Below are 12,966 nucleotides of genomic sequence, written 5' to 3'. Positions count from 1 at the left end.
ATTTTATAGCGGTCTTCATAGTCTCCGATGCAACACCCACGTTGCCGAGCAATTTATACGAGGCATGGGTATCACCACACGCTATTTCCCGAATATTGACGCCCCGGACGATGGTCAATCGATCACTTCGAACAGGCTGACGATCCAGATCACCTGAAACAGGAGCGCAAATACAACGAACCCCGCCTGATAGCGTTCCGATCGCCAGACCAGCGCCAATATGGTTCCGGCAATCAGCACCGCCTGGCGAACCGGGTAATACCAGCCATAGTGGGCTGCATAATAGTCACCGCCCTTGATCAGGGTGTCGATAACATCGACGACCAAGAGCACTAGCAGCAAAACATAAAAGCTCCGGCTGCGCTTTTGGAAGTAATCACCAAACCCCTGATATTCGCCCATGCGATCCGGAAACAGAACCGCCGACAAGGCTGCAAACAGGCTAGCGTAGAATATCAGGAAGAAATAGATTGCGAAGGACCAGTTCGGGCGATGGGCGAGCGCGAATTCAAACCACCAGAAATGAATGATGAACAGTAGAAGGAATAGCACCCAGCCTAAGTGTATGAGATAAATTTTCTCCCGCCCCGGATGTTGAACGAAACGCGTGAGACCGATAATCAGGCGACTAACGCTGAGCCCCAGCACCATACCTACGATGATGCGGATATGCGTAAAGATTTCTCCGCTGGAAGGAACGTGCGGCAACTCGTTCATGTCACCTCGCGATGCTGCAACTGGATCAACATACGCAGGTTATCAAAACCTGCTTTTTTTGTATTTCTTTCAGAGTCAGACCAATGGATGTTTTCATGCATATATCCCACAAGCCTATTGAGGCTGCGACATCACTTCCCGACGGTATCAGTTCAATTATCCCAGGAGAAGCTCTTTGTTTTAATACAGTGTAATAAAGTTATCTGAATCAAGCTCTTCGCTTAGTGAGATTCCTCTTTCTCTTATGACGCAAGCGGGGTGGAAAACTGACGATATTTTGCCAGAATATTTCCAAGCACAAAAAAACGCCGCTCGGCATGACCCGTAAGCGGCGTTTTATCAGTATTCCTGGTCGGAGTGACAGGATTCGAACCTGCGACCTTTGCAACCCCATTGCAACGCGCTACCAAGCTGCGCCACACTCCGATGTCTTGTGCATTTCCCTCAAGACGGTGCGTATACTATCGCTTTATGCGCCAAATGAAAAGTTCTTTTTGCGCTTTCTTTTCAAGTATTTGGCATTAGGCATGGTCTGCATCTAGCAACAGGCGGTGCATCGCGTCATACACGCCGGGCGCAGTCACCAGCAGTTCATTAGGATACAGATCCTCAGGCACGCCTTCTGGAACGGTACCCAAGTGCCCTACGCTTGCCCCAGCTTCCCGGGCAATAACCCAGCCAGCAACAAAGTCCCAAGGCGAAACGCTTTCATAATAAGCACCCAAGCGTCCGCAGGCCACATCACATAAGTCCAACGCTGCTGCTCCATTGCGTCGTACATCTCGACAATGCGCCAGTACTTCATTCAAGCGTGCTAGTAGTTTTTGGCGGGCCTCTTTTTGATAAGGAAAGCCTGTACCTACCAGGGTTTCAGCTAGCCTCGTTACCTTACTGGCCTGGATAGGTTGCTGATTGCAATAAGCGCCCTGTCCTTCTGCCGCACTGAAAGTTTCATCCAGGAAAGGCGCATAGACCACACCCACCTTGGCTACCCCCTCTTCCATCCACCCAATGGACACCGCAACATGCCGTAACCCTTGCGCAAAGTTGACGGTGCCATCAATGGGGTCTACCACCCAAAGTTTAGAAACATCGGCATTTAACGCATGCGCGGGGGATAGTTCTTCACTGAGGAGCGCTTCATCAGGGAAGTAAGTGTTTAATCGTTCTCTTATTAACTGATCGACGGCCACGTCAACATCCGTGACTAACTCATCACCCGCTTTAAGCCGTTGTGAAAATGACTGGTCTGCGCGTGCCTGACGAATAAGCTCTCCTGCCTCATGGGCAATAGAAACGGCTACATCCAGGCGCTCTTTCAATGTATGCATTGCTCTGCTTTTCCTTCTACGCATTGCGAGGACTTTGAGCATAGTCACACAATATGACTTTTTAAGTCACGATGATGCAATAAAAGCAGGAAAATTAACGCAGTGCACCCACCAGAATGTCGACGACTACACGCGTGGCCGCCTCAATCAGCACTACATCAGCGCCTACTCGTTCCCATTCGTAGCCAGGATAGCGCGGCAAATGACCGGCCAATGAGCCGTCAAAGCGCTTTGCGATACCGGGTGGTAACGGTTTGCCACGCTGAATTTGTCGTTGAATGCCGGGGGGCAGTGATTCAGCAGCAGGTGCATTAAACTGGCGTAGCAAGCGCAGTAGCTCGCGCTCATTGACGCGTGGCAAATCCACATATTGCTTATTGTGGCTTTCACGCATCGAACGTGAGCTTCCTTGCTGATACCGCTGCTCTTGCCCATTATCGCGTGCGCCATGGGCTGGCGCGTGGGCAGGCGGCTGTGCAAACGTGTTGCTGGCACCTATCAATCCCCCCAGACAGCTTACCAACACGGCTAGACTCGTTCGCTTCATTTGAAAACCTCTCACTAAACATATTGGCTAACACGGTTAGCTTGTAGTGTAGTGAGGAAATACGCACAGAGTATGGAAATATAAAGATCATACGGGGTCTTTTAACATCCACTCCCTATCTGATACTAAGAGCCTTTGACTACGATTTTTCCTGCTTCAATATTAATAACGCCCCCACGTGCTGACTTAATTTCGATTGCATTCCCACTTGTGCCACTGCTCGTAAACGCGTCAAGTAGCTCTTGTTTACGGCTATCAGTGCTGCTATCACAGGCTTGAAAGCTGAAATCATCAGAAATAGCTGAGTCTGATTGAACTGTTTTGGACAGCGAATAATTTACCAATGCCATACTCCGATAGGAAGCCAGCTCTCCCTCGCATGCGGTTAAAGACGCTTTATCAAGGTAATTTCCATACTGGGGCACTGCCACTGCCATCAAAACGCCTACGATAGCAATGACGATCATGAGCTCTATCAGTGTGAAGCCATCTTCGTCCCCTTTGATCTTGCCGCTATGCTTATCCAAGCTGCCCCCTGTTTATCGACATCACGCACATTTTTTATTGAAATTACTAACTAGTCTTACAGCAGTATCACAGATACAATACTAATCATAATTAATCAATTTATTAGCCGAAAAATAGCGTTCTAATTTATGAGAGCAGGCGAATTATTGTTTGTTAGAAATCTTTCATGAGCAACAATTAATACTTTAATATCAAAAACTTAAAAGATCATCTTTTTCGAGATTATTGATGAAATTTGAAGGATTAGCCAAGCGTTTAATTAATAGTGAGCTGCTAAGCATCGACCAGGCCGAAAAAGCAGAAACAGCATCACTCGCCTTGGGAGTATCATTATTACGCTATGTAGCTGAACAAAGACTCGTGGACGCTAGCGCCGCCGCTTCTGCAGCTGCCTGGGAATATGGCTTTCCAGTGATTGATTTAGAGGCTCTACAGTTAGAAGCGCTGCCCACAGCTACCAGCTTTCCTGCCCATCTTTTAACATCATTAAAAGTCCTGCCTCTGGCTCAACGGGGGCGTCATCTCACAGTCGCCATTTCCTGCCCATCAGTCCTGTCTCAACTTGATGAGCTAACATTTACTCTAGATGTCGTTAGTATTGAAGGGGTTTTGGCCCCGTTCGATCAGCTTGAGACCGTATTAAATAGCTACCTCACCCATCATAAATATGCCTCTTTGGGTTCCATCAAGCATCTGCCTGATTATAAATTAGCCTCTGAAGATGACGATTTTCAGCTTGAGGACATGGCCCAAAGTATAGAAGACGGGCCTGTCGTTGAATTCGTTAATAAAGTACTGTTGGACGCTATTGATCGGGGCGCTTCAGACATTCACTTCGAGCCCTATGAGCAACACTACCGTATTCGATTCAGGATTGACGGCGTGCTTATTGAAGTTGCTCAGCCACCACTGACAATGCGAAATCAGATAGCAGCACGCTTGAAGATCATGGCTCGCCTTGATATCTCGGAGCGTCGCCTTCCACAAGATGGAGCCATTAAATTCTCGGCAAAACGCCATCAAACGTTAGATTTGCGTATCAATTCATTGCCGACCGTTTACGGCGAGAAGGTCGTATTACGTCTGCTTGATCCTACCTCTCTTCAGCTTGGCATTGACCAATTGGGCTTTTCAGATACCCAGAGGGGGCTCTATGAAAAAGCACTCAAACAGCCCCAGGGAATGATTTTAGTCACAGGCCCTACTGGCAGTGGTAAAACGGTCTCACTCTATACGGGCATCGCACTACTCAATCAAGTAGAGCGGAATATCTGCACGGCAGAAGATCCTGTTGAAATCAAGGTAGCAGGTATTAATCAAGTGAACGTGCTACCCCACATTGGACTGGATTTTGCCAATGCACTGCGCGCCTTTCTCCGTCAGGATCCTGACGTAGTGATGGTAGGTGAAATACGCGATCTGGAAACGGCGGAGATTGCAATAAAAGCAGCACAAACAGGTCATCTTGTACTTTCAACCGTGCATACCAATTCTGCGGCAGATACCCTTACGCGCTTATGCAACATGGGAGTATCGGCATTTAACATTGCAAGCTCGGTGAGTCTGATTATTGCGCAACGCTTAGCTCGAAAATTATGCAGTCATTGCAAACAGCCTACGAACATCCCCATGGACGCCATCTCCAGCGAAGTTATCAACGAAGATACGCTTCAACAAGCAACCTTTTACCGTGCTGAAGGATGCAAAAAATGCACGCATGGATACAAAGGCCGGGTGGGTATCTATGAAGTGGCTCCCGTTTCCGAAACGATTCGGCAGCTCATTATGCACAACGCGTCCGCACTTGAAATTAACGAGCAGATCAAAAAGGAAGGACATGCCAGCCTTCGCCAAAGCGGCTTTTATTACGTTATCCAAGGCATTACCAGCCTGGAAGAAATTAATCGTGTCATTAAGGAGTAACGTTTGACTCGATATGCCGTTAAACGTAAAGCCAAGTCACCCCGCTTGTATCGCTGGAAATGGACAGGGACGGTGGGCCAAACACGTTTACTACGTGGTGAAATTATCGGCCATAGCAAGGTCGCCGTTACCGCCGAGCTACGTAAACAAAATATTGACGTGCGGCGTGTCGCTAAAAAAAGCGACCTGAGTAACCAAGGACGTATAAAGCCTCGCGATATCATGATTTTTTCACGCCAGTTGGCAACGATGATTCAAGCGGGCATCCCCCTATTACAGGCTTTTCAGGTGGTGGCTGAAAGCCTGAGAAAACCGTCGATGGTGGCGCTTGTTCATCAGCTAACCAATGACGTCGCATCAGGGACAAGCTTTTCTGACGCCTTACGATGCCACCCTCAACATTTTGATCGTTTGTTTATTAATCTGGTTGATGCAGGCGAACAGTCCGGCACACTTGACAAAATGTTAGAGCAAAACGCGGTTTATAAGGAAAAACTAGAGTCCCTAAAGGGGCGTGTCAAAAAGGCGTTGTGGTATCCGACGACCGTTTTGCTGACCGGCATCGCGATTACACTGCTATTACTTATTAAAGTGGTACCTCAGTTTGAAAGCATGTTTCAAAGCTTTGACGCTGAGCTACCGGCGGTGACACAGCTAACCGTCGACTTATCGATGCTGGCCCAACAACTATGGCTACCTTTGCTGGGAACAGCCACAACAGTGATTCTATTGCTGCGATGGCTGACGCGCCGCTCACCAGCGCTTGTCTACCTGCTTCATCGCCTTTTGCTACGTATTCCTGTTATCGGCAACATCATTGATAAAGCGGCTGTTGCACGATTTTCCCGTACCTTGGCCACGACATATGCATCCGGCATCCCTTTGGTAGAAGGGCTTGCAACAGCGGCAGGCTCCACGGGCAATAAAGTGTATGAAAAAGCGGCACTCCAGACACAAAAGGAGGTAGCAACAGGTCAGCAGCTGCATTTTTCAATGCGAATGACCAACCGTTTCCCTGCTTTAGCGATCCAGATGGTAAGCATTGGTGAAGAAGCCGGTGCCCTTGATACCATGCTCCACCGTGTAGCCAGTTACTACGAAGAAGACGTCGATAACCAGGTGGATGCGCTGACGTCTTTAATGGAGCCCCTCATTATCATTGTGCTGGGCATTTTGGTGGGGGGAATCGTCGTTTCTATGTATTTACCTATTTTTAATCTGGGTACCGTCATCTAGGTATTCTGAGGAGCATTATGAGTTCTCTTACGCTGAGCACCGGCCTGGTGGTTTGTTTGCTGGGCCTCTGCTTGGGTAGCTTTGCAAACGTTGTTATCACTCGTCTTCCTGTCATGCTAATGCGTCACTGGCGGCTTGAGGCTCGTGCGGCTCTTGAGCTGCCTATGGAACAAGCACCTCGCTTTAATATTGCGACACCTCGCTCACAATGCCCACGCTGCGAGAGCTCCATCGCCTGGCACAATAATATTCCCTTAATCGGCTGGGTTAAACGACGCGGCCGCTGTGCAAACTGCCACACCCGCATTAGCTTGCAGTATCCCCTTGTAGAATTAAGCAGCGGTGTACTGGCCCTAACAGTTGCGCTTCTGCAGGGCATAAACCTCTCCAGCCTGTTTATTTATGCAGCCTGCGTAACCCTTCTCGTACTGGCCGTGATCGATCTTCGCACCTACTTGTTACCGGATGTTCTTACCCTTCCCTTGCTGTGGGCTGGCCTTGTCTATCAACTCTTATTTCAGCCCTACTTATTAACCAATGCCGTCGTTGGTGCGATGGTGGGCTACCTGATCCTTTGGAGTTTTTACTGGCTATTTAAACTAACCACTGGAAAAGAGGGCATGGGGTATGGCGATTTTAAGCTTCTAGCCGCTCTTGGCGCTTGGCTGGGTTGGAGCTTCCTGCCCCTGCTCTTACTGCTCTCAGCCGGGATAGGTGCTGTTGTAGGCGTTGTGGCACAGACACGCTTTCCACACTTACGTGGCGCACCGCTTCCTTTTGGGCCTTTTCTCGCGTTAGCGGGCTGGGCATGCCTCCTGGCAGGACATGACCTTATCGCCCTTTATTTGTCCTTTTTCCCTGGGGTTTAATACAAACCAAGACGGTATATTGCATCTCATGCCCAAAGCGGCGCCTACATGGGCGTAATGCGCTATAGGTACCGACTTTCTACGTAAAAACACGTAAAATAGCGTTTTAAAGAACGCAATAAAGGGTAGCTATGATTATTGGCTTAACCGGAGGCATTGGTTCGGGTAAATCAACCGTAGCGCGCGCGTTTGAATCGCTAGGGGCCAGCTGGGTAGATGCAGATATCGTTGCCCGTGAAATTGTGGCACCAGGTGAGCCCGCCTTGAGCGCTATTATTGATTATTTTGGTTCAAATATTGTCAAGCAAGACGGAACGCTTGATAGAGCCGCTTTGCGTTCAATTATCTTTGAAGATCCACCCAAGCGTGAATGGCTAGAGTCGCTTACTCATCCGATTATCAGAAAACGGTTAGTCGCGCATTTAACCTCTCTATCCCACGATTCACCCTATGTACTTCTCGTTTCACCGTTACTTTTTGAGTCAGGACAAAACATGCTGGTCGCTCGAACAATTGTGGTTGACGTGCCCACCGATGTTCAGCTTTCCAGAACACTCGCTCGTGATGACGTAAACCCTAAACAGGTACGTGCCATTCTTGCAGCGCAAATGTCTCGTGAAGAGCGCTTGGCTAACGCCGACGATGTGATAGATAACAGCGGAGATTATGACTTTATGATGCGTCAGGTTGAGCGTCTGGACAATATTTATCGCACTCGTTAATTCAATTTTATCTATATATTTCAGGATTATTATGACTCACCCTGCTAATGATACTCCCATGGAAGTTAACTGCCCCCACTGCGGCCAAAAAGTGGCTTGGGCACCAGAGAGCACCTACCGTCCTTTTTGCAGCAAGCGCTGTCAATTAATTGATTTTGGCGCATGGGCTGAAGAGTCTCACCGTATCGCAGGCGAGCCAGCCATGGATGAGGCTGACTTGGATACCCTTCTGGCACAAGCGGATAAAGATGCGCCTCTTTCTTAACGAATGGTTTTCACGGTGAGGTAAATATTGGTCATGCAAGAGCCCGATGTAACCGCTTATCACTTATTGCATGAGCTTGATCATCGATTTGATAATCTGGTTTGCGCTATTGAAGCGGCGCTGGTGCTTTACGAAAGGCAGCGCCCGGCGGCGTGGGTCATGCATCAGCCGTCCGTCGAATTAAACTGGCTGCGAAACGCACTGCTGGATATGTGGCACCAGGAAGGCCAAGACGGTCGTGAAACGCGTAATTACATAGGAGTGATTGCCGCTGGCACTCCCCTTATTGAGGCAGTTGGCACTATTAACCATGCTAAAACAGCAATTAGCGAGTTAATCCATAGGATAAAAGAGCTCTCTCCAAAAGCATTCGGAGAAATCAAGCAACGCCTGCCACAACGCCACCCTCAAGTAGATAATGTATTGCGCCGTACCGGGCTTGCCAAACTCCACCTGAAACAGTGTTGGCGACAAATACCGATTGCTGAAGCGCCGGTTTCGCGTATACGGCTTGCCTGGTACAGCAGCGGGCGCTCTATCAAACGTCTCAGCGTGCAGGAAGCGGAGAAAAAGCTCATGCAACTGGATACCGAAGCGCCGCATATACGTATTCAACTGCGCAAGCTGGCTGGCCTTCCTAGCGCCGAAGCGTTGGCACAAGTACAAGCGCAGGCGCCTTTGATGCGGGCGAACCTTTTTTTTACTGAGCCTTTACTCGACGGGCACTCACGGCGGGCGCTCAATATTGCCATGCCGCTGTTTGTGCCCGCTCCTGACCAACGCCTGCCCCATATCAACTTGCCGCCGCTACACCCTCCTACGGAACGCACACGGGCAAGAAGGCGCGATGAAAAGCTTGAGCACGAAGCGTTTTTACCCAGCTTGCGTATTTATCGCTACCGATCCTGATCAAAGGCCTAACCACCAGTGAGATCAGGCGCTTGATGTTGTGGCCAGAGCTCATAAAACAACAGCGTTGAAATGAGCTCGTGCAGCTCCTGGTCCGATTGGTTGTACTCATCCATTAACGCTTTCAAGCGCTCTCCAAACAAGCGCTCTCGCTCTTGTGAGCGTTTTACTGCGTCATCTTCTTCTAACGCTGCCAATGAGCGTACCGGTGGCCCGGTTGGAATATCGAAGTCACTCTTAGGATCTTCCAACTGGCGCAAAGCTTGCGCAAATGCATCATCCAACTCACGAAACTTACGCAGCTTGTCACGTTCATCCGACTGTTTTGGAGTTTTGTGATATTTCATTGATGTTTCATTCATACCTTACTTGAAATGGTCGAAGTACCGCCACAACAGGTATTTCCACAAGAGATACCTAATGCCGCACAGCCAGCCTGGAAGTCTGCCGTGCATCTCGGTGCAGTGGAATTACCACCAAGCGGTGACAACAGGTTATCGGCCAATGCCAATAGCCTTACGAGAAAAGGTTCAACGTATCATTCACTAAAAACGTATAGGACGTAAACGACAAAGCCTATATGCCGGCTAACTCACATCCCCGGAAACGCTATTAAAGGCACAGCTATCCAATAGCGTTTTAAAGGCAAGACGAGCAGCCACAGAATCGTACACAAAAAAAATCAAACAATAGTCAACACGATACGATGGGGCAAGCTATATGCACAAGCGACTCATGTATGCCAGACAGCAACTCGATATTCCCGGACAGCGCCCGCCTTTCAATAGTGATATCAAATCAGGTCAAGCCTGTTTTTAATAAACCATAAAAGAGCGTAGTGTACAAACAGAATACTCTCCACAACAGAGTACTCTCCACCCTTTGCTCTTACCAGCACAGAGCAGCAGCGTGACCGGTCTACTGCCGAGCTGATAGAAGCAGTTGAATATGCCACTGAGCTAGACAAGGAACGGCTACAGGCTACTTAGCATATCCATACAAAACCGTATTGCCAGAAAGGCGACGCGATGGGCTCAACGGATAGCCAGTATTGGGCGTATACCTGGAAATAGCAATGGCACTCACCGTATGCTGCATCAAATAGCCCATGAAGGCACTTACAGCCTCGCCAACCGTCTAGCCTAGCTCGCCAAGCGCCATACATGCTATAGGGCGACGCTATCCTTCCTGCAAGCTATGTCACAGCAACGACACGGCCATATCAGCGACACGATTACCAAACACGCTAAATAATTTCAAGCTGGCAAAGAATGCAGCACTAACTTTTGTGGCGCTAAGCTAACGGGAGATATTTTTTTAATATTGAATAGCTATCGGGCCCATTGTGAGCCGCGCACCGGAAATCTGCCTCTTGTTAAAGCAAAACCGGCATTTCTTAAGAGAAGTGCCGGTAGTTGCTAATTAATCTTCCATGCTTTCCAGCCAGGACTCAACAGTTTCGTCACCGTATTCATCCTTCCAGCTACGCAAACCTTTATGGTTACCACCACGGGTTTCGATAATTTCGCCCGTATTGGGGTTTTTATACGTTTTTAGGCGACGCTTACGGCGACTAGCATTATTGCTGCCAGAAGCTTTGGTGCCACGTTGATCGTTTGTCGGATCCAGCAGGGCGATAACATCTGCAGGACGCTTACCAAATTCATTCATTAGCGCTTCAAGCTTAGCCTTGAATTCCAACTCGCTTTTTAAACGCTGGTCTCCTTCAAGACGCTGCAAGTCTTCTTGCAACTGCTTAAGTTGCTGCTCTTTTTGGATATATTCGTTTAGAAGTGACATGGGGAGTCCTTATACTTCAGATTTATCTTCTGGATATTGAATTGACACTCATCATATCCATTAGTTCAGAATGCGCGCTCATTATTACTTTAAAAGCACTAATTGACAATAGTCTAGTGTACTTTCATTCAATTACTAAGAGGTTTTTTAAGCGAATAGCGTACATTTAAAAGTTTTTAAGCAGGTTGGTAAATCTAATTTAATACAACTAACTGGCTTAGAAAACAGCTTGTTAATAAGCAAAAAAGCGCCGCCCATAGGGCGACGCTTCTTAGAACCAGCGACTAAATAGCTTAGTCTTGGCCCATCTGCTGCTTGATCAGATCACCGATGGTGGTCGGGCCACCAGCTTCGGGTTCCTGGTCACGCAGTTTCTTCAGGTTCTGACGAGTATCGTCCTGCTCTTTCGCTTTGATCGACAGATTAATCTGACGGCTCTTGCGATCGACATTGATGATACGCGCTTCAACGCTGTCGCCTTCATTCAGCACATTGCGCGCGTCTTCAACACGGTCAGCACTGATTTCAGAGGCTTTGAGGATGGCAATAACATCGGTTGCCAGCTCAACGTGTGCTTCTTTTGCGTCTACTTCAACAATACGGCCAGTCACCATGCTGCCCTTATCGTTAACAGACAGGTATTCAGCAACAGGATCGGAATCCATTTGCTTGATACCTAAAGAGATGCGCTCACGCTCAGGATCGATAGACAGAATAACGGCTTCGGCTTCATCACCTTTCTTGAAGTTACGAACCGCTTCTTCGCCAGTTTCTGTCCAGGAAATGTCGGACAGGTGAACCAGACCATCGATACCACCTTCAAGGCCGATGAAGATACCGAAGTCAGTGATTGACTTAATGGTACCTGAAACACGGTCGCCCTTGTTGTATTCAGCGTTGAACGTTTCCCACGGGTTAGCAGTACACTGCTTGATACCCAGAGAAATACGACGACGCTCTTCGTCGATATCCAACACCATGACGTCAACATCGTCGCCCACTTGGACAACTTTAGACGGATGGATGTTTTTGTTGGTCCAGTCCATTTCAGAAACGTGAACCAGACCTTCAACGCCCTCTTCCAGCTCAGCAAAGCAGCCGTAATCGGTCAGGTTAGTGACCACAGCGTGTACTTTGGTGCCTTCCGGGTAACGCTGCTTAATGTTGACCCACGGATCTTCGCCCAATTGCTTCAGACCCAGTGAAACGCGGTTGCGCTCACGGTCAAACTTAAGCACTTTAACGTTGATTTCGTCGCCAACAGCAACGATTTCAGACGGGTGCTTAATACGCTTCCACGCCATATCGGTAATGTGCAGCAGGCCGTCAACACCACCCAGATCTACGAACGCGCCGTAGTCTGTCAGGTTCTTAACGATACCTTTGATTTGCTGGCCTTCTTGCAGCGTTGCCAGCAGCGCTTCGCGCTCGGCACTGTTTTCAGCTTCAAGTACAGCACGACGAGAAACAACAACGTTATTACGCTTCGGATCAAGCTTGATGACTTTAAAGTCCAGCTCTTTATTTTCCAAATGCGCAGTATCGCGAACCGGACGTACGTCGACCAAAGAACCCGGCAGGAAGGCACGGATAGAGTCGACATCGACAGTGAAGCCGCCTTTGACTTTACCGTTGATCACGCCTTTGATGATTTCGTCTTTCTCGAAGGCGGCTTCCAGAATCTTCCAAGCTTCTGCGCGCTTGGCTTTTTCACGGGACAGACGCGTTTCACCGAAGCCATCTTCTACGGCTTCTAGTGCAACGTGAACGTCGTCACCGATAGCGATGTTTAACTCGCCATTTTCATCGCGGAATTGTGCCGCCGGGATCTGGCCTTCAGATTTCAGACCAGCATTGACGGTAACCCAGTCGCCATCGATGTCGACAACTTGAGCCGCGACGATAGCGCCTGGCTCCATGTTAATGTCGTTAAGGGACTGTTCAAACAGTTCAGCAAAGCTTTCGCTCATGTTTTTCCTACGTGATCAACGTTGTTGAGGCATAAATGCCTTCTCCGTACCACCAGCGAGTACGGGCCTAATGTCACTCTGCTTTTGGAGGTGTTAACGCTGGTTAGACCTGACCGGGCTCTCTGATATGAACAATCATATGAACTGCC

Annotated in this window: 13 protein-coding genes and 1 tRNA gene; 6 read left to right on the top strand and 8 right to left on the bottom strand. The window is 48.6% G+C overall.

The window, feature by feature from the left end; translation table 11 throughout:
- Positions 1 to 114: 114 nt before the first annotated feature.
- The 5 genes from FKN99_RS03350 to FKN99_RS18035 form a co-directional block, all read right to left on the bottom strand.
- Positions 115 to 717, bottom strand: coding sequence for a hypothetical protein (locus tag FKN99_RS03350; RefSeq protein WP_172116561.1), 603 nt, complete (start codon positions 715 to 717; stop codon positions 115 to 117).
- Between the two features lie 349 nt (positions 718 to 1,066).
- Positions 1,067 to 1,143 (bottom strand) — tRNA-Pro (locus FKN99_RS03345).
- Positions 1,144 to 1,238: 95 nt separating this feature from the next.
- Positions 1,239 to 2,048 (bottom strand): inositol monophosphatase family protein, encoded by an 810-nt coding sequence (locus FKN99_RS03340; RefSeq protein WP_172116560.1) that lies wholly within the window; start codon positions 2,046 to 2,048, stop codon positions 1,239 to 1,241.
- A 94-nt stretch (positions 2,049 to 2,142) separates the two neighbouring features.
- A complete protein-coding gene (locus FKN99_RS03335; RefSeq protein WP_087105517.1) occupies positions 2,143 to 2,595 on the bottom strand; it encodes an anti-virulence regulator CigR family protein in 453 nt (150 codons plus the stop codon).
- 125 nt (positions 2,596 to 2,720) lie between these two features.
- Entirely contained in the window at positions 2,721 to 3,122 is a 402-nt protein-coding gene (locus FKN99_RS18035; protein ID WP_319941222.1) for a pilin, read from the bottom strand.
- A gap of 229 nt (positions 3,123 to 3,351) precedes the next feature.
- On the opposite strand from FKN99_RS18035, the gene pilB reads away from it, so the two are divergent.
- The 6 genes from pilB to FKN99_RS03300 all read left to right on the top strand — a co-directional run bounded on the left by pilB (position 3,352) and on the right by FKN99_RS03300 (position 9,047).
- Complete coding sequence (gene pilB, locus FKN99_RS03325) at positions 3,352 to 5,046, top strand: type IV-A pilus assembly ATPase PilB (protein WP_172116559.1); 1,695 nt, start codon at positions 3,352 to 3,354, stop codon at positions 5,044 to 5,046.
- A gap of 3 nt (positions 5,047 to 5,049) precedes the next feature.
- Positions 5,050 to 6,282 (top strand): type II secretion system F family protein, encoded by a 1,233-nt coding sequence (locus tag FKN99_RS03320; protein WP_172116558.1) that lies wholly within the window; start codon positions 5,050 to 5,052, stop codon positions 6,280 to 6,282.
- Positions 6,283 to 6,299: 17 nt separating this feature from the next.
- The gene (locus FKN99_RS03315) at positions 6,300 to 7,151 is read left to right on the top strand and encodes a prepilin peptidase (RefSeq protein ID WP_172116557.1); all 852 of its coding nucleotides are present in this window, start codon (positions 6,300 to 6,302) and stop codon (positions 7,149 to 7,151) included.
- Between the two features lie 131 nt (positions 7,152 to 7,282).
- Positions 7,283 to 7,873 (top strand): dephospho-CoA kinase, encoded by a 591-nt coding sequence (gene coaE, locus FKN99_RS03310; RefSeq protein ID WP_172116556.1) that lies wholly within the window; start codon positions 7,283 to 7,285, stop codon positions 7,871 to 7,873.
- A gap of 31 nt (positions 7,874 to 7,904) precedes the next feature.
- A complete protein-coding gene (yacG, locus tag FKN99_RS03305; RefSeq protein WP_172116555.1) occupies positions 7,905 to 8,138 on the top strand; it encodes a DNA gyrase inhibitor YacG in 234 nt (77 codons plus the stop codon).
- A 33-nt stretch (positions 8,139 to 8,171) separates the two neighbouring features.
- Complete coding sequence (locus FKN99_RS03300) at positions 8,172 to 9,047, top strand: DNA replication terminus site-binding protein (protein WP_172116554.1); 876 nt, start codon at positions 8,172 to 8,174, stop codon at positions 9,045 to 9,047.
- Between the two features lie 8 nt (positions 9,048 to 9,055).
- Here the strand turns inward: FKN99_RS03300 and FKN99_RS03295 are convergent, their stop codons facing one another.
- The 3 genes from FKN99_RS03295 to rpsA form a co-directional block, all read right to left on the bottom strand.
- Entirely contained in the window at positions 9,056 to 9,394 is a 339-nt protein-coding gene (locus FKN99_RS03295) for a hypothetical protein (RefSeq protein WP_172116553.1), read from the bottom strand.
- A 1,075-nt stretch (positions 9,395 to 10,469) separates the two neighbouring features.
- Positions 10,470 to 10,847, bottom strand: coding sequence for a histone-like nucleoid-structuring protein, MvaT/MvaU family (locus FKN99_RS03290; protein ID WP_172116552.1), 378 nt, complete (start codon positions 10,845 to 10,847; stop codon positions 10,470 to 10,472).
- Between the two features lie 293 nt (positions 10,848 to 11,140).
- On the bottom strand, positions 11,141 to 12,817 hold the full coding sequence (gene rpsA, locus FKN99_RS03285; RefSeq protein ID WP_172116551.1) for a 30S ribosomal protein S1: 1,677 nt from the start codon (positions 12,815 to 12,817) through the stop codon (positions 11,141 to 11,143).
- Between the last annotated feature and the right edge of the window lie 149 nt (positions 12,818 to 12,966).

It is taken from the genome of Halomonas hibernica, assembly GCF_013183775.1.
GTDB classification, from domain to species: domain Bacteria; phylum Pseudomonadota; class Gammaproteobacteria; order Pseudomonadales; family Halomonadaceae; genus Vreelandella; species Vreelandella citrativorans.
This window is presented reverse-complemented; position numbering and strand designations above follow the sequence as displayed.

What these genes read in the sequence shown, in the direction of transcription:
- FKN99_RS03350 (WP_172116561.1), bottom strand. Translation starts at nt 717, where the DNA reads ATGAACGAGTTGCCGCACGTTCCTTCCAGCGGAGAAATCTTTACGCAT.
- FKN99_RS03340 (WP_172116560.1), bottom strand. Translation starts at nt 2,048, where the DNA reads ATGCATACATTGAAAGAGCGCCTGGATGTAGCCGTTTCTATTGCCCAT.
- FKN99_RS03335 (WP_087105517.1), bottom strand. Translation starts at nt 2,595, where the DNA reads ATGAAGCGAACGAGTCTAGCCGTGTTGGTAAGCTGTCTGGGGGGATTG.
- pilB (WP_172116559.1), top strand. Translation starts at nt 3,352, where the DNA reads ATGAAATTTGAAGGATTAGCCAAGCGTTTAATTAATAGTGAGCTGCTA.
- FKN99_RS03315 (WP_172116557.1), top strand. Translation starts at nt 6,300, where the DNA reads ATGAGTTCTCTTACGCTGAGCACCGGCCTGGTGGTTTGTTTGCTGGGC.
- coaE (WP_172116556.1), top strand. Translation starts at nt 7,283, where the DNA reads ATGATTATTGGCTTAACCGGAGGCATTGGTTCGGGTAAATCAACCGTA.
- yacG (WP_172116555.1), top strand. Translation starts at nt 7,905, where the DNA reads ATGACTCACCCTGCTAATGATACTCCCATGGAAGTTAACTGCCCCCAC.
- FKN99_RS03300 (WP_172116554.1), top strand. Translation starts at nt 8,172, where the DNA reads ATGCAAGAGCCCGATGTAACCGCTTATCACTTATTGCATGAGCTTGAT.
- FKN99_RS03295 (WP_172116553.1), bottom strand. Translation starts at nt 9,394, where the DNA reads ATGAAATATCACAAAACTCCAAAACAGTCGGATGAACGTGACAAGCTG.
- FKN99_RS03290 (WP_172116552.1), bottom strand. Translation starts at nt 10,847, where the DNA reads ATGTCACTTCTAAACGAATATATCCAAAAAGAGCAGCAACTTAAGCAG.
- rpsA (WP_172116551.1), bottom strand. Translation starts at nt 12,817, where the DNA reads ATGAGCGAAAGCTTTGCTGAACTGTTTGAACAGTCCCTTAACGACATT.